The 15,562-nt window shown below is 67.5% G+C and carries 14 protein-coding genes; 8 read left to right on the forward strand and 6 right to left on the reverse strand.

What is annotated here, in order from left to right; translation table 11 throughout:
- From N4261_RS07205 to N4261_RS07225, 5 genes are all read left to right on the forward strand, one after another.
- Window positions 1-570 carry a DNA-deoxyinosine glycosylase gene (locus N4261_RS07205; RefSeq protein ID WP_261759513.1) on the forward strand — a complete coding sequence of 190 codons (570 nt, stop codon included), beginning with the start codon at window positions 1-3 and terminating at the stop codon, window positions 568-570.
- Between the two features lie 190 nt (window positions 571-760).
- Window positions 761-1,555, forward strand: a complete 795-nt coding sequence (locus N4261_RS07210) for a spermine/spermidine synthase domain-containing protein (RefSeq protein WP_261759514.1) — start codon at window positions 761-763, stop codon at window positions 1,553-1,555.
- Window positions 1,556-1,559: 4 nt separating this feature from the next.
- Window positions 1,560-3,470, forward strand: a complete 1,911-nt coding sequence (gene tfpB, locus N4261_RS07215) for a type IV pilus assembly ATPase TfpB (RefSeq protein WP_261759515.1) — start codon at window positions 1,560-1,562, stop codon at window positions 3,468-3,470.
- A gap of 159 nt (window positions 3,471-3,629) precedes the next feature.
- Window positions 3,630-4,097, forward strand: a complete 468-nt coding sequence (locus N4261_RS07220; protein WP_261759516.1) for a tripartite tricarboxylate transporter TctB family protein — start codon at window positions 3,630-3,632, stop codon at window positions 4,095-4,097.
- 13 nt (window positions 4,098-4,110) lie between these two features.
- The gene (locus tag N4261_RS07225) at window positions 4,111-5,616 is read left to right on the forward strand and encodes a tripartite tricarboxylate transporter permease (RefSeq protein ID WP_261759517.1); all 1,506 of its coding nucleotides are present in this window, start codon (window positions 4,111-4,113) and stop codon (window positions 5,614-5,616) included.
- A gap of 219 nt (window positions 5,617-5,835) precedes the next feature.
- Here the strand turns inward: N4261_RS07225 and N4261_RS07230 are convergent, their stop codons facing one another.
- Entirely contained in the window at window positions 5,836-6,447 is a 612-nt protein-coding gene (locus tag N4261_RS07230; protein ID WP_261759518.1) for a DUF642 domain-containing protein, read from the reverse strand.
- A gap of 306 nt (window positions 6,448-6,753) precedes the next feature.
- A complete protein-coding gene (locus N4261_RS26140) occupies window positions 6,754-7,725 on the reverse strand; it encodes a phasin family protein (protein ID WP_354005402.1) in 972 nt (323 codons plus the stop codon).
- 415 nt (window positions 7,726-8,140) lie between these two features.
- On the opposite strand from N4261_RS26140, the gene N4261_RS07240 reads away from it, so the two are divergent.
- Complete coding sequence (locus tag N4261_RS07240) at window positions 8,141-9,205, forward strand: zf-TFIIB domain-containing protein (protein ID WP_261759519.1); 1,065 nt, start codon at window positions 8,141-8,143, stop codon at window positions 9,203-9,205.
- A 22-nt stretch (window positions 9,206-9,227) separates the two neighbouring features.
- Here N4261_RS07240 and N4261_RS07245 read toward each other — a convergent pair whose 3' ends face one another.
- Window positions 9,228-10,172, reverse strand: coding sequence for an ABC transporter substrate-binding protein (locus N4261_RS07245; RefSeq protein WP_261759520.1), 945 nt, complete (start codon window positions 10,170-10,172; stop codon window positions 9,228-9,230).
- Window positions 10,173-10,966: 794 nt separating this feature from the next.
- Complete coding sequence (locus tag N4261_RS07250) at window positions 10,967-12,001, reverse strand: zinc-binding alcohol dehydrogenase family protein (protein ID WP_261760638.1); 1,035 nt, start codon at window positions 11,999-12,001, stop codon at window positions 10,967-10,969.
- Window positions 12,002-12,350: 349 nt separating this feature from the next.
- Here N4261_RS07250 and N4261_RS07255 point away from each other — a divergent pair, with 349 nt between their 5' ends.
- A complete protein-coding gene (locus N4261_RS07255) occupies window positions 12,351-13,307 on the forward strand; it encodes a LysR family transcriptional regulator (protein ID WP_261759521.1) in 957 nt (318 codons plus the stop codon).
- Between the two features lie 179 nt (window positions 13,308-13,486).
- Here N4261_RS07255 and N4261_RS07260 read toward each other — a convergent pair whose 3' ends face one another.
- Complete coding sequence (locus tag N4261_RS07260; RefSeq protein WP_261759522.1) at window positions 13,487-13,969, reverse strand: copper chaperone PCu(A)C; 483 nt, start codon at window positions 13,967-13,969, stop codon at window positions 13,487-13,489.
- A 110-nt stretch (window positions 13,970-14,079) separates the two neighbouring features.
- On the opposite strand from N4261_RS07260, the gene N4261_RS07265 reads away from it, so the two are divergent.
- Window positions 14,080-14,511: a VOC family protein gene (locus N4261_RS07265; protein ID WP_261759523.1), complete on the forward strand. Its 432-nt coding sequence runs from the start codon at window positions 14,080-14,082 to the stop codon at window positions 14,509-14,511.
- 5 nt (window positions 14,512-14,516) lie between these two features.
- Here the strand turns inward: N4261_RS07265 and blaOXA are convergent, their stop codons facing one another.
- Window positions 14,517-15,428, reverse strand: a complete 912-nt coding sequence (gene blaOXA / locus N4261_RS07270) for a class D beta-lactamase (protein WP_261759524.1) — start codon at window positions 15,426-15,428, stop codon at window positions 14,517-14,519.
- Between the last annotated feature and the right edge of the window lie 134 nt (window positions 15,429-15,562).

A 15,562-nucleotide genomic window follows, 5' to 3' on the forward strand; every position in this document is an offset into this window, starting at 1 on the left:
GTGCCCCGCCCCCTCGGCGCGCCCGCTGCCGGTGCCGCCGACGAGGCGTCGCTCGCACCCCGCTGGCAGGGTCTGGCGCCGGTGCATGCGCCGGACGCGCGCTGGCTGCTGCTGGGCAGCTTTCCCGGCGTGGCCTCGCTGCGTGCGCAGCAGTACTACGGCCATCCGCGCAATCAGTTCTGGCGTTTGCTGGGCGATGTGCTGGGGGTCGAACTGGCGGGCCTGGCCTACGCGGACCGCCTCGACGCCCTGCGCCAGCAGCGCGTCGCAGTCTGGGATGTGATCACCGAGACCGAGCGCGCGGGCAGCCTGGACAGCGCGATCCGCCATCCGGCCGCGAGCGACCTGGCCAGCCTGATCGCCCGCTTGCCCGCCTTGCAGACCATCGGCTTCAACGGCGGCACCGCCGCGCGCTTCGGCGTGCGACAACTCGGCCCGCTTGCAAAGGTTTACCGAATCCTGGCGCTGCCGTCCTCCAGCCCCGCCTACACGATGCCCTACGATGAGAAGCTTCGTGCCTGGCGACAGCTGGCGGCGCCTGCGGGATCTGCCCGCTCGGCGGCGCCCTGAGTCTCGCCGCCACGTCCGCCGCGACTGTCGGAACCTGGCCACCGGCGCCCGCCTCGACCCGGAACCTCGGTCAGCGTTGGCGCCGGAACCCGCCTACTCTGCAACGGGCGCAGACGGGACGCCGCGCCGCGACGGGCCTGGCCGGGCACCCCACGGGATTTGACCCGACACCGAACCACGGAATCACACCTTGAGCAACAAACGCGACAACAACAAGAAGGTGGACTGGGTCGACGCCACGCTGAGCGAATTCGACGGCGTGCGCTACCTGCACCTCGACTCCATCTGGGTGCAGGGCGCCATGCGGGTGAAGAAGCCCGAGCGGTTGGAGCTGGAATACATCCAGCGCATGATGGTGTGGATGTTGTGGCGAGACAGTCGTGAACTGAACCAGGGCCAGGCGGTGCAGCTCGGCCTGGGCGCGGGTGCGCTCAGCCGCTTCTGCCGCAAGCAGCTCAAGATGAAGACCACCGCCGTGGAGATCAATCCGACGGTGATCAGCGCCTGCCGCCACTGGTTTCACCTGCCCGACGATGACGAGCGCTTCCAGGTCGTCAATGCCGACGCCGGCGCCTGGGTGGCCGATGCCGACCACTGGGGCACGGCACAGGTCCTGAATGTCGACCTCTATGACCATGACGCCGCCGCCCCGGTGCTGGACGACGAGCAGTTCTATCGCCACTGCCGCGCCGTGCTGGCCGATGGCGGCCTGATGACGGTCAACCTGTTCGGCCGCAGCGCGAGCTTCGCCCGCAGTGCCGCCCGCATTGCGCTGGCGTTCGGGTCTGACCAGGTCTGGCATCTGACCCCGACCCGCGAGGGCAACACCGTGGTGGTCGCCGGCCGCGGCGTCAGCGTGCCGGAGCGCGAGGTGCTGGAACAACGCGCCGCAACGATCGAATCGCGCTATGAGCTGCCCGCGCAGAAGTGGCTGAAGCTGGTGCGTCCGCTGCCGATGAACATCATCAACCAGATCCGGGATTGAGCCCATGAAGACTCCCACGACCAAGATCGAACCCGGCTTCAAGGGCGGCGCTGGCCAGCCGGCCGGCGCGGTGGCCAGCGCCGGCGGCACGGCCGCGAGCGCCACGGCGCCCAGCACCACCGCCGGTGCGGGCGGCTCGAAGCGGCCCGCCGATGCCGGCACCGGCCAGCGTCTGGAGTGGCGCCAACTGCTGCGCTGGTTGGTGGAAGACGGCGTGATCGACGCCGAGCAGTCGCAGCAGACCGAGACCCGCTTCGCCGCCGGCCACAGTGCCTTGCATCCGCTGGTGCGCCTGGCCAATGCCGGTCTCCTGCGCAAGGACAGCCAGCGCCCGATGGATGTCGAAGCGCTGACCGAATGGCTGGCCGGACGGCTCAAGCTCGGCTATGTGCGCATCGACCCGCTCAAGGTGGATGTGGGTCGGGTGGCGGATGTGATGTCCGCCAGCTATGCCGAGGCACGACGCTGCCTGCCCATCCAGGTCGGCCTGACCGAGGTCACCATCGCCACCGCCGAACCGCTGGACACCGGCTGGGTCGCACAGATCGAATCGCACACCCGCAAGCGGGTGAAGCTGGCCTTGGCCAGTCCGCAGGAAATTGCGCGCTTCACCACCGAGTTCTTCACCCTCGCACGGTCGGTGCGGGCCGCCACCAAGTCTTCGGGCGAAGTCAACCAGCCGGCGAGCTTCGAGCAACTGGTCGAACTCGGCCGCAGCAACCGGCAGCTCGACGCCAACGACCAGGGCGTGGTGCAGGTGGTCGACTGGCTCTGGCAGTACGCCTTTGACCAACGCGCCAGCGACATCCACCTGGAACCCCGCCGCGAGATGGGCGTGATCCGCTTCCGGATCGACGGCGTGCTGCACACCGTCTATCAGCTGCCGCCGTCGGTGATGAGCGCCATGACCTCGCGGATCAAGCTGCTGGGTCGGATGGATGTGGTGGAGAAGCGCCGCCCGCTCGACGGCCGCATCAAGACCCGCAATCCCGCCGGCGAGGAAGTCGAAATGCGGCTGTCGACGCTGCCCACCGCCTTCGGCGAGAAGATGGTGATGCGGATCTTCGATCCCGACACCGCGGTGAAGGACCTGGCGCAGCTCGGCTTCTCCAACCACGATGCCGAGCGCTGGAACCGGCTCACCAGCCGCGCCCACGGCATCATCCTGGTCACCGGGCCGACCGGCAGCGGCAAGACCTCCACGCTGTATTCCACGCTCAAGCGGCTGGCGACCGAGGAAGTGAACGTCTGCACCATCGAGGACCCGATCGAAATGATCGAGCCGGCGTTCAACCAGTCGCAGGTGCAGTCGGTGCTGGACTTCAATTTTGCCGAAGGCCTGCGCGCGCTGATGCGCCAGGATCCCGACATCATCATGGTGGGCGAGATCCGCGACCTGGAAACCGCCGAGATGGCCATCCAGGCCTCGTTGACCGGCCACCTGGTGTTCTCCACGCTGCACACCAATGATTCGGTCTCGGCCATCACCCGGCTGACCGACCTGGGCGTGCCGAACTACCTGATCGATGCCACCGTCATCGGCGTGCTGGCGCAGCGCCTGGTGCGCACCCTGTGCCCCAGCTGCAAGCAGCCGGATCCGGACATCTCGCGGGAATCGCTGGACGAGATGTTCAAGCCCTGGCGGCTCAACGGTGCGGTCAAGCCGTACAAGCCGGTGGGCTGCCTGGACTGCCGCAATACCGGCTACCGGGGCCGCTCCGGCCTGTATGAGCTGCTGATGCTGAGCGACTCGGTGCGCAAGCAGCTGCATCCGCACACCGACATCCCGGCGCTGCGTCGTCTGGCGGTGCAGGACGGTTTGCGCCCGTTGCGCCTGGCCGGTGCGATGAAGGTCGCCGAAGGGGTGACCACGATGGACGAGGTGCTGCGTAGCACGCCGACCTGGGAGAGCTGATCGGGGTTTGCGCTAGCGACCTTCCGGTATTTCGCCACGATGCGGAGGCCATTTGGTCAAGCGGCGGGCCCGGGCGGTAGTTTTACGTGGAAACCACAGACGAGCCATGGGGACCGCTGCCTAGAATCGCCGCCATTCAAGCCGCAAGAGGTTTCCTCGATGAAGATCAAGAGTCAACGCGACTTCTGGTCAGGGCTGTTGTTTGTGATCGTCGGCGTCGCGTTCGCGTGGGGCTCCATCAGCAACTACAGCTTTGGCACTTCGGCCCGTCCCGGGCCTGGTTACTTCCCCTTTGGTCTGGGCGTGTTGCTCGCCATCCTCGGGGGCACCGTGCTCTTCAAGGCGCTGACCATCGAATCGGAGGGCGGGCAGCCCATCGGTCCGGTGGCCTGGCGGCCCTTGCTGATCGTCGTGGGCGCGATCGCGCTGTTCGGCGTGGCGCTGCCCCGTCTGGGCATGGCGATCACCCTGCCGCTGCTGATCATCACCGCCTCGTTCGCCAGCGACGAGTTCCGCTGGCGTGACGCCATTCTGAGCAGTGTCATCCTGACCATCGGCAGCTGGGCGATCTTCGTCTGGGGCCTGAATCTGGTGATCCCTGTGTGGCCGCCATTCCTGGGCCTTTGAGGAGACAAGCCACATGGATCTGCTGAACAACCTCATGCTGGGGTTCCAGACAGCGGCAACGCTGCAGAACCTCCTCTACGCCTTCGGCGGCGCGGTGCTGGGCACGCTGATCGGCGTGCTGCCGGGCCTGGGCCCGGTCGCGACGATCGCGATGCTGCTGCCCTCGATCTATGCGCTGGACGCCACGCCCGCGCTGATCATGCTGGCCGGCATCTACTACGGCGCGCAGTACGGCGGGTCGACCACCGCCATCCTGATCAACGTCCCGGGCGAGTCGTCCTCGGTGGTGACCGCCATCGACGGCTACCAGATGGCCCGCCAAGGCCGCGCCGGCCCGGCGCTGGCTGCTGCCGGCCTGGGCTCGTTCTTCGCCGGTTGCGTGGGCACGGTCATCATCGCGGCCTTCGCGCCGCCGCTGACCGAGCTGGCCTTCAAGTTCGGCCCGGCCGAGTATTTCTCGCTGATGGTGCTGGGCCTGATCGGTGCGGTGGTGCTGGCTTCGGGCTCGCTGCTCAAGGCGATCTCGATGATCGTGCTGGGCCTGCTGCTCGGACAGGTCAACACCGATGTGATCTCGGGCACGCCCCGCTTCTCGTTCGACATCCCCGAGCTGACCGACGGCATCAACTTCGTCGTGATCGCGATGGGCATCTTCGGCTTCGGTGAAATCATCGCGAACCTGGGCCAGCCGGCCGAGCATCGCGAGGTCTTCACTAAGAGCGTGAAGGGCCTGTGGCCGACCAAGCAGGACTTCCAGGAAGCCTGGCCGGCGGTGCTGCGCGGCACGACGCTGGGTTCCTTGCTGGGCGTGTTGCCCGGCGGCGGGGCGCTGCTGGCCTCGTTCGCGGCGTACACCTTGGAAAAGAAGGTCTCGAAGGATCCGAGCCGGTTCGGCAAGGGTGCCATCCAGGGGGTGGCCGGTCCTGAGGCGGCCAACAATGCCGGCGCGCAGACCTCGTTCATCCCGATGCTGACGCTGGGCATTCCGCCCAACGCGGTGATGGCGCTGATGGTCGGTGCGATGACCATCAAGGGCATCCAGCCCGGCCCGCAGGTCATGACCAGCAACCCCGAGCTGTTCTGGGGCCTGATCGCCTCGATGTGGATCGGCAACCTGATGCTGGTGATCCTGAACCTGCCGCTGATCGGCATCTGGATCAAGCTGCTGACGGTGCCTTACCGCTTCCTGTTCCCGGCGATCGCGGTGTTCTGCTGCATCGGCACCTACACGCTGAACAACAACAACTTCGACGTCTACATGACGGCCGGGTTCGCGGTGATCGGTTATGTGTTCTACAAGCTGAGCTGCGAGCCCGCGCCGCTGCTGCTGGGCTTCATCCTCGGTCCGATGATGGAAGAGAACCTGCGTCGCGCGCTGCTGCTGTCGCGCGGTGATTGGGGCACCTTCATGACCCGTCCGCTGTCCGCCGGCCTGCTGATCGCGGCCGCGCTGATGGTGGTGGTGGTGATGCTGCCGTCGATCAAGAACAAGCGCGAGGAAGCGTTCCAGGAAGACTGAGCGCCACGGCCTCTATGAAAAGCGCCCCGCAGTGATGAACTGCGGGGCGCTTCTGCTTCGGGTCTTCGCGACGGGGCGCAGACCATTGCAACGCTGAGGATCCTTCTCCCTGGACCGCCGGTCCTGGACGAATGAACAACGCCCCGCAGGGATGAGCTGCAGGGCGTTCTTGATCGGGATCGTTGCGAGCAGCCTGTGGCCCTCGCCGTGCGGAGGATCTCAGTCCTGGCGACGACGACGACGGGCCACCACGCCCAGCGCGGCCAGGCCGGCCAGCATCAGCGCCATGCTTTGCGGTTCCGGCACGGCCGACAGCATGCGCACGCTCACGCCGTCCAGCGACGTGCCGAAGGAGTCGCTGCGACCCAGGGCGGCAAAGCTCAGGGTCATCGTCTGGCCGGTACCGATGAACTCGGTCGAGTAGGTCGCCCAAGTCGTCGAGGTGTTGTTGCCGACCACGCCCGTCAGGCCGCCCACGGTCCAGCCGAGCCCGTTGCTGGCGGCGCCGCGGTTGTCGCCACGGTTGGCATAGGAGAAGCTCAGCGCGTAGGTCGCGCCGGCCACGGTGGCGAAGCTCTGGCTGATGCTGCTGTTGGCGGAGGTGTCCAGCTCGACGAAGTTGTGACCGTCCACGGCGCTGCCCGACACGTTGTTGCGCACTTCCACGCCGTTGCGGCCGACAGTCCAACCGTCGATGCCGCTGTAGACATGCCAGCCCCCGCTGCGCAGCGCCGTGGACTCGAAGCTGCCGTTGTTCAGCAGGTTGTCGCCCTCTGCGGCGAAGGCGAACACAGGGGTGACGAGCAGGGCGGTGGCGATCAGGCGCTTCATATCGGGTGGGATCGAGAGTTCGAACAATCAGGTGGGCGCAGAGACTTCCGCGCAGCCTGCGGATTGTTCGGGGTCAGGCATTGCCGGGCATCCCCTGGGCAGTGGGGGTGACGAGATGTTTCGTGAACCAGTCCACGCGGCGACGACGGCCACCGAAGTCGGCTACCGATGGCTGCCCCATGCGCGACGTCCAGCGGGGCGGCAATCGCCCGATTGGCCGGCCGCCGATCATCAGGATCAGGCTAGGCGCATCGACATGAAGAAAGCCCCGCAACGCGGGGCCTTCAGTGAGCCTCCAGGGCGGGCTCAGGCGGTCTTGGTGCGCGCCCGGGACTTGGCCGGCGCGGTGGATGGCTTGGTGGCTGCCACCCGCACCGGCACGGTGGCCGGCGTGGGGACGGACGCCGCCTTGGATTTCCTGCCGGTCGCCGAGGTGCCCGGAGACGCCTTGGCGGAGGTGGCGGGTTTGCCAGCGCCGCCGGCCTTCGCGGCAGCCTTGCTTCGCGATGCGGAAGCGGTGCTCGATGTGTGTGCGCCGCCAGCGGTGGGCTGTTTCACTGCGGCAGCCGCCTTGCCCGTCTTGGCCGCCTTGGCTGGATTCGCTGGTTTCGATGCCTTGGCTGTCTTCGCTGCCTTCGATGCTTTGGCGGGTTTGGTCGCTTTCCCGGCCTGATCCTTCGCTTTCACCTTCCGCGTTGCCTCTGGCTCGGCGGATGGCACCGTGATCGACGGCCTGGCCTTCGATGCGCCCCCCGGACGCTTGATGGGTGCTGCGACCGCGCCGGCGCTGCGCTCGGCGCCTGGCCCGCCGGTGGAGGCCAAGGCCGCGTTCAAGGCATCCAACCGGGCAGACAGGGCCGCGAGGTCCTGAGCGCTCGGAACGCCCAGCCGGTGCAGTGCGCGGGCGACGCGGTCCTCGAAGATCGATTCCAGCTTGTCCCAATGCTGACCGGCCCGCGTGCCGACTTCGCCGGCCATGTCGGTCATGCGGCTGGCGACGGCGCCCAGTTTGTCCTCTGCACTGGCCTGGGCTTGCTGCGTGGTCTTCTGCAGCTTCGCGCCTTCAGCGGCCAGATGGTCGAACACCTTGCCGCCGTTGCCTTGGGCCTTGGCAAAGGCCGCCAGGCCCGCCGACCAGATCTGCTGGGCCGAGTCCTTGACCAGTTGCGCGAATTGTCCGTCCAGCAGGCTGGCGGGCGTGGCGCCGCTGGCCGGGCCGGTGGCGTCGGTCTTGGCCGCCTTCTTGAAGTCGGCCGTTTTCTGAACCTTCTTGACCATGGACGTTCCTCGTGCAGTGCGATGGGCGCAGATGAATGGTCGAACTATAGGGGGCCTCCCCCGCGCAGAGCTGACGAATCCTAGGTCCGGTGCTCTATCCGCGCGAGCGTGCGCTCCTCACCGCGCCGCGATCACGGCGCATCGATGACGTCGACGACGCCAATGGGGCTCGCGGGTCTCGCCTGCATCGTGAATGGATGGCATGACGACATCCGTCGGATCAGCTTGTCCGACGCCGCACGTCAAGCAGCAAGCAGCAAGCAGCAAGCAGCAAGCAGCAAGCAGCAGCCGGCGTGCCTGAGGCACGCCCTGCAATTCCGTGCGAGGCTGCCCACCTTCCTTTGGGGGAGATGCGCTGAATCGGCTCGGCGGACTGCAGAATCCGCGCATGCCGAGTCTCGGCTGACCGCGTTCCATGACTGCACTGACCGAATCTCCCGTCCATTCCCGCCCCACCCTGCCGCTGCTACGCAGTGGCGCCAGCATCGATTGCCCGCAATGCGCGGCGGCGATGCATCACCTGCGACTGCCGGGCCACCAAGGCGCCCACGTCGATCTGGACCATTGCCGTCCCTGCGGCCTGGTGTGGTTCGATGCGATGGAGTCGGTGCATCTGTCGGGCCTGGGCTGGGTGCAGTTGCTGCGGGAACTGCAGTTGGGCCTGCCGGTCGCGCTGCATGACCAACCCGCCGTACGGCTGACCTGCCCGCTGTGCCGCCTTTCCTTGAAGGCAGTCCACAACCGCACCCGCTTCGGCCGGTTCCCGACGCTGGAATGCCCCAGCTGCTGCGGACATTTGCATCGGCAGGCCGGCATGCTGGCCGAGCGCGGCCTGGTCCGGCCCTTGTTGCCGGCCGAGCGTGGCGCGCTGAAACAGGAGCAGCGGCAACTGCTGTGCTTCAGTTGCGGCGCCCCCAGTGATGGCCAAGGCGACACCTGCAGTTATTGCACCGCGCCGCTGGTGATGATCGATCTGCCGCGGCTGCACCATGCCTTGCGGGTGCGGCAGCGCGACGAGCCGCTGCTGTCGCCTTCGGACGGCCGTCCGCTGGCCTGGGCCTGCCGAGGTTGCGGTGCGCCGATGGACCCGGCCCGGGAAACCAGCTGCGGCCGTTGCGACCATGCGGTGGTGGTGCCGTCGCTGATCGACCTGTTGCCGACGCTCGACGCGCTCGAGCGCGAGTGGCGCGACGACCGCGCCCTTCGCGAGCGCTCACGCGCCGAGCGGAAGGCGTCCTATCGCGCCCCGTCGCGCCGGGACGGCGAGGCGCCCGGCACGGTGATGACGGGCGATGCCGCGTCCTCCAGGGAGGAGGACGCCGCACAGGCGCGGCAGGACAAGCTGAACTGGGCGATCGGCTGGGCCTTGGGCGGCGAAAGCGACGACACGCATGGCCGCGACCACGACGAACTGTCCTGGCGACAGGTGCTCGTCGTGCTGCTGATCTTCGCGTTCTTCCTCTGGCTGTTCTACGGCTGACCTGCCGCCGGGCGGCGTCGGCTCAGAGCTCCAGCACGCTGATCGGCGCCGAGCAGGATGCCGGCGTGCCGCCACCGCGCACGACGAAGGGCAACTCGCCCCACGGGCCGGACTCCTTCGGGCAGCCGCTGCGCAGCGTGCCGCCGGGGCAGGCGCATCCCTTGGTCTTCACCAGCTTGTCCACGGTCTTTGCCTGCTGCGGGCTGAGCTTGGGCAGTTGCGGCGAGAACACCAGTTGCAGCGCGGTCGAGGGGGCCGGCGCATCCGCCGCAGGCACCGGGCCGAGCAGCGTGGTCATCGACTGCAGGTCCTTGAGGGCCGAGGCCGGCTTGGTGCCCTTGGCGCGGCGCAAGTAGTTCAACGCCACTTCCATCGCGGCATAGCCGCGCGCCGCCGAGGCGGTGAACGGCTTGCGGAAGGCCGCGCCGTAGGTGTTGGCCACCTGATCCCAGCGGCTCTTGTCGACCATCAGGACCGGGCAGAGCACCGCGTCGACCCGCTCGTTCAGCGAAGCCTGGAAGTCCAGCCAGCAGGAGGTGCGGGCGCTGATGCGCAGGCCGGTCTCCCGGCGCAGGTCGGTGGCGATGCGCTCGGCGGCATAGAGCTCGATGCGCCCCAGCTGAAGCTGCAGCTCCTGGTCCTTGAGCCGCTCGGCATTGCTGGAGACCAGCGGAATGCCGGCGCTGCGCAGTTGGTCGGCACCGCCGCCGATCTCGCACCAGTTGCCCAGCACCACGTCCACCTTGGCCTGGATGAGCTCCTGGACGGCCGTCTGCGCCTTCTTCGCGTCGCAGGCGCTGTCCTTGATCAGCAGCGTGGGGGCGGCATCGCCCGGCCAGGTCTTCAAGGCCAGGGTCATGCCGAGTTTCAGTTCTTCCGCCTGCTGGGCACTGGGCCAACTGCCCGGCAGGATCACGCCGATGGTGGCGGCGCGGGCCTGGTTCACCAGTCCCAGTCCGGTCGCCACGGTGAGGACGCCGAGTGCCAGCACAGACGCCAGGCGACCACCGGCACCCCTGCGGCGGAGTTCGCGGACTGTCAGGTCGGCGTCACCGCGGGCGGTGTGGGCGCCGTCGCAGCGGCCGCCTCGGCCGAGACGATGCTGGACCGGGCGGTCGTGGCGAAGATCAAGGTGTCGAGCATTCATCCGGTTTCCCTCTCGTCGCTGTTGTGACGTTGTTGTGGCGAGGGACGTGGTATCGCCTGCGATCCGTGATGGGCGAACTCAGGTTTTCCCGAAAATCAGGGATGGTCCGTAGTCGAGATGTGACGTTTGCCGCAACGGCGCCACAGCTTGAGCCTCCGCCACGCTGACTTGACCATCGCGGGACAGACGCAGGACACCGACGAGACAACAACAAGACATCGGCAAGACATCGACAAGACAGCCGCAGCACACCGAAAAGATGGCCGCAGCTCACCGACGAGATAGCCGCAGCACACCGAAAAGATAGCCGCAGCCCACCGACAGGACAGTCGCCGCACACCGGCAACACAGCAGCCGCACACAAGACAGCAGCAGGACACCGGCAGGACAGCCGCAGGACAGCCGCAGGACATCGACAAGATCACCACAGGACAGCGACAGCGCTGCAGCAGGAGCACGGCCGCAACCCGGTCAGCACGCTGTTTGCGCGAGGCCAGATGAACAACGCCCCGTCCGCGCGAGGCGGTACGGGGCGAGGGGAGCGATCCAGCCGTGAAGGGGCGAGATCGCCCGCTCTGCGCCAACCCAGTGTGGGCGCTTGTGAGGCGTGCGGCTTAGAAGCCTTGCAGGACGAGCTTGCCGCGGGTGCGCTGGCTTTCCTGCAGCGCGTGGGCGCGCTTGAGGTTGGCAGCATTGATCGGGCCGACCACTTCCGACAGCGTGGTCCGGATCTCGCCGGCATCCACCAGGGCGGCCACGTCGGTCAGCAGCTTGCCTTGGGCCGCGATGTCGTGGGTCGCGTGCATGCTGCGCGTGAACATCAGCTCCCAGTGCAGCGACAGCGACTTGCCCTTGAGCGCCATCACATCGACATCGGTCGGCCCGAAGTCATCGATCAGCGCCAGTCGGCCCTGCGGCTCCATCGCTTCGATGATGCCGGCAATGTGCTGAGGCGTGTGGGTGAGGCTGGTCACATAGCGCAGCGGCGGGGCGCCGGCATCGCGCAGCTTGGCGATCTGCGGTGCGATCGGTTCGCGGTGGTTGATCACATGGTGCGCGCCCAGGCTGCGCAGCCACTTGCCGCCTTCGCCCTCGGGATCGGAACTGGTGCCGATCAGCGTCAGGTGCGCGTGGCGACGAGCCAGTTGCAGCAGGATCGAGCCCACGCCCCCGGCGGCGCCCGTCACCAGCAGGCTGACCGGACGCTCGGGACGCTGCTGCACCTCCAGACGGTCGAACAGCATTTCCCAGGCGGTGATCGCGGTCAGCGGCAGCGCGGCGGCTTCGGCATCGCTGAGCGAGGTCGGTGCCTTGGCCGCGATGCGGTGATCCACGCATTGGAACTGGGCATTGCTGCCGGGGCGGGTGATGTCGCCCGCATACCAGATGCGGTCGCCGACGGCGAAACCGCTGACCTCAGGCCCCATCGCCCGCACCACACCCACCGCGTCCCAGCCGAGGATCACCGGGGTCTTGCCATCGGCACTGGCGCGACGCACGCGGATCTTGGTGTCGACCGGATTGACTGCAATGGCGCTGATCTCCACCAGCAGGTCCTTCGCGCCGGGCGAGGGCAGCGGCAGATCGAGGTCGATCAGCGATTCGTTTTCGGTGATCGGAAGGGTCTTGAAGTAGCCGACGGCTTTCATGGTCATGGTGAAACTCCTGGTGAGATGAAAGGTGAAACGGAATCGCGGTGCCGATGGACAGTCATCGCCCACCGGCTGACGGGTCAGTGTGCGAGAAACGGCAGGCGGACATGGTGGTGTGGATGACGCTTGCGGGGCAGGGACCGTGGTGAGACACCGGCTGGACCGTTGAACGCGGCTGCCGGCGCGGGGCGCTGCTGGCAGCCGCGGGTGCCGAGGGAACGGCGGGAATGACGGGAACGGTGGCGCGTTGTCTCACAGCACGGACGATGACACGAACAAACGATGGTGGGGATGCTGCGCCGTTCGGCAGAATGAATGAAGATGGATCAATTGCTATGAGTTTCAAATGGACATTGAAAATACCTCGGAACTTCGACTGCTCATCGAATGCGCGCGCGGCGGCAGCCTGACGGCGGCGTCCAAGGTGATGGGCATCACGCCGGCGGCGGCCAGCGCGATGCTCAAGAAGCTGGAGGCCCGGCTCGGTGTCCGTCTGGTGGAGCGCAGCACCCGGGCGCTTCGGCTGACCGCCGCCGGCGAGCGCCTGCGGGACTATGCGCAGCGGGCGCTGGAGCTGCTGGAAGAGGGCGTGGCGCTGGTGAGCGATGGCGGTGAGGCCGGTGACGGCGGGGCGAAGTCACGGGGAGCAGCCGCTTTGCGGGGACGGATACGGATCAGCGCGTCTAGCGATCTGACCCGACGGGTGGTGCTGCCGCTGCTGGATGAGTTCATCGACCGTCATCCCGGCGTGGAGCTGCATCTGAATGTCGGCGACCTGCTGCAGGACGTGGTGCGCGACGAAGTCGACCTGGCGCTGCGCTATGGCGAACTGGCCGATTCGCGCCTGGTGGCGCGCCGGTTGTATGACGGCCGCCGGCTGCTGGTGGCCTCGCCCGACTACCTGAAGCGGCACGGCCATCCGACGCATCCCGACGAATTGACCCAGCATGAATGCATCCGCTTCAAGATCGGCGATCGGCTGGAGCGCGATTGGCGCTTCTGGCGTCAGGATGCGCTGCAGGCCGCACCGGTCGAGATTGCGGTGAGCGGACGGCGCAGCGCGGATGACGGCGGCATCGCCCACCAGTGGGCCCTGGAAGGCAGAGGCCTGACCTACAAGAGCGAGCTGGATGTGCGCGGCAGCCTGGCCAGCGGCGCGCTGGTGAATGTGCTGCCGGACTGGGTCGGCAAACCGATGCCGCTGCATGCGTTGATGCCCAGCCATCGCTTCCTGCCGCAGCGGGTGAAATCGCTGGTCGACCATTTGGCGGATCGACTCGGGCGCCAGCCCCGCCGCGGCTGAGGCGGGCCGCGGCGGCGCGCTTGAGGCGGCTCGACGCCGCGTTTTGATGCCGCGCCTTGATGCCGCGCCTTGATGCCGCGCCTTGATGCCGCGCATCAACGCCGCGAATTAACGCCGCGCATCAACGCCGCACATCAACGCCGCGCATGTCAGGCGCCACTAGGCGGCGCCCCTCGATCTCAATGCTTGTGGCCGTGGCCCTGATGCTCATCCTTCGCCGGCTGGGCGGCGCTGTTCAAGGCCTTGGCGGCGGCGTTGACCTGCACGGTTTCGCGCTTCTTGTCCGCGCCTTCGAAGACCAGGGTCAGCGGGACCTGGTCGCCGTCCTTGATCGGGGCCTTCAGGTCCATCAGCATCACATGGAAGCTGCCGGGCTTGAGTTCCACGGACTGCCCTGCGGGCAGGTCCAGTGCGGGCACGGCGCGCATGCGCATGACCTGGCCATCCATCGCCATCTCATGCACTTCGACGATGCCGGCGGCCGGCGAACTGACCGAGACCAGCTTCACCGCCTTGGCTGACTGCAGCTGCATGAAGGCGCCGGTGGCCTTTTGCTGCGCGACGGTGGCGCGCACCCAGGGCGCGGTGACGGTGACCTGGGCCTGGGCGAGTCCGGCGACGGACAGCAACAGGGCGGGCAGGGCGAGGGAGCGAAGCTTCATGGTCAACACCTGAGGTTCTCCGAAAAACACGGATCTGGAGCGGCAAGTATCGGGCATCCCGCCTGCCCTTCCAGCGATGGCTCCGCCCCCCTGCAATCCGTGGAGGACTCATGCAACACCATCTTGGCCGTCTGATCGACCACCTTCATCTTCGAACGCGCGACCTGGCCGCCAGCAAGCGCTTCTACCGTGCGGCGCTCGAGGCGCTGGGCCACGCGCAGGCGATCCGTGAAGAGGCTCGATACTTCGCCGCCGACGAACTGTGGATCGATGCTGCGGACGACGCGCCGGCCCAGCCGGTCTCGCATGTCCACCTGGCGTTTCGCGCAAAGGACCGGGCCCAGGTGGACGCCTTCCACCGCGCGGTGCTGGCCGCCGGCGGGCGGGACAACGGGGCCCCGGGCGAGCGCCCCTACCATGCCGGCTACTACGCCGCTTTCGCGCTGGACCCCGACGGCAACAACATCGAAGCGGTCTATCACGGTCCCTTCGACGCGTCGGCCGCCTCGGTCGTCGTCACGCCGCGATCAGACGGGGCCTGAACGGCTCATTCCAGCACGCTCAGTTCGCGCAAGGTGCGCTTGACGATCTCCTCGCGCTGACGCGCCAGGTCCGACCGCGACATGTTCATGTTGAGCGCGAAGTAGACCGGGCGCGGATCCTTGTCCTGCTCCACCCAACCCACGAACCAGCCGATCGCCGGCGTCGTGTCTGCCGCCCACCCGGTTTTGGCGAAGATCTTCCAGCCCGGGCCCTGGTCACGCAGCATGACCTTGCGGGCGATGTCATAGGTGCGGTCGGAGAGTGGCAAGGCGCGGTCATGCAGCCGGCGCAGGAACTCGATCTGGCCGACGGCGGAGATGCGCAGGTGGCCGTCCAGCCAGAAGCTGTCTCCGACCGGTCCGGCGATGGCGTTGCCATAGCGGAAGTCGTAGAGGAACTGCTGGACCGTCGTCTGCCCCACCTGACGCGCCAGATGCTGAAACACCCAGACGGCGGACACCTGGTAGGCCGAGGCCAGCGTCTGGTCCTGGTTCCAGGCGGACAGCGAGCGCTTCTTGCCGTCCCAGGTGAAGGCGGCGGTCTCGTCCTGGGCGATGCCGGTCTCCAGCGCGATCAGCGACATCGGAATCTTGAAGGTCGAGGCCGGCAGGAAACCTTCGAAGGCGCGGCGGGCGTCCGAGGCCAGCCAGCGGTGCTGTCGGGTGTCCAGCAGCACCAGGGTGCCCTGGGTGTCGAGTTCGCTGAACCCGCGTTGCCACTGCGGCCGGGTTTCCCAGCGCTCGCGCGAGGCGGCGGCAACCCGCGACGTCATGGGGATGGCCTCCGTGGAGCGGGCAGTCGCTGCCTGTGGGGCGGGCTCGGCCGGCGGCGCCGCCTGGGCCGTGGCGGCGCGGCAGGCCGTCAGGAGAATGCTGGCAATCAGCAAGGCATGGCGGGCAATGGAACGTGTGTTCATGGTGTTCGGTCGATGAGCTCGACGAGGTGGATGACGCGACCAGTGTCCGAAGTCGAGCCCCGCGGCGAGGTTCGAAATCGCGTTACGGGCGTTGCGACCCTCGTGACCGTTGTGACCGTTGCGATCCTCGCGAC

It is taken from the genome of Roseateles amylovorans (genome assembly GCF_025398155.2).
Classification (GTDB): domain Bacteria; phylum Pseudomonadota; class Gammaproteobacteria; order Burkholderiales; family Burkholderiaceae_C; genus Roseateles; species Roseateles amylovorans.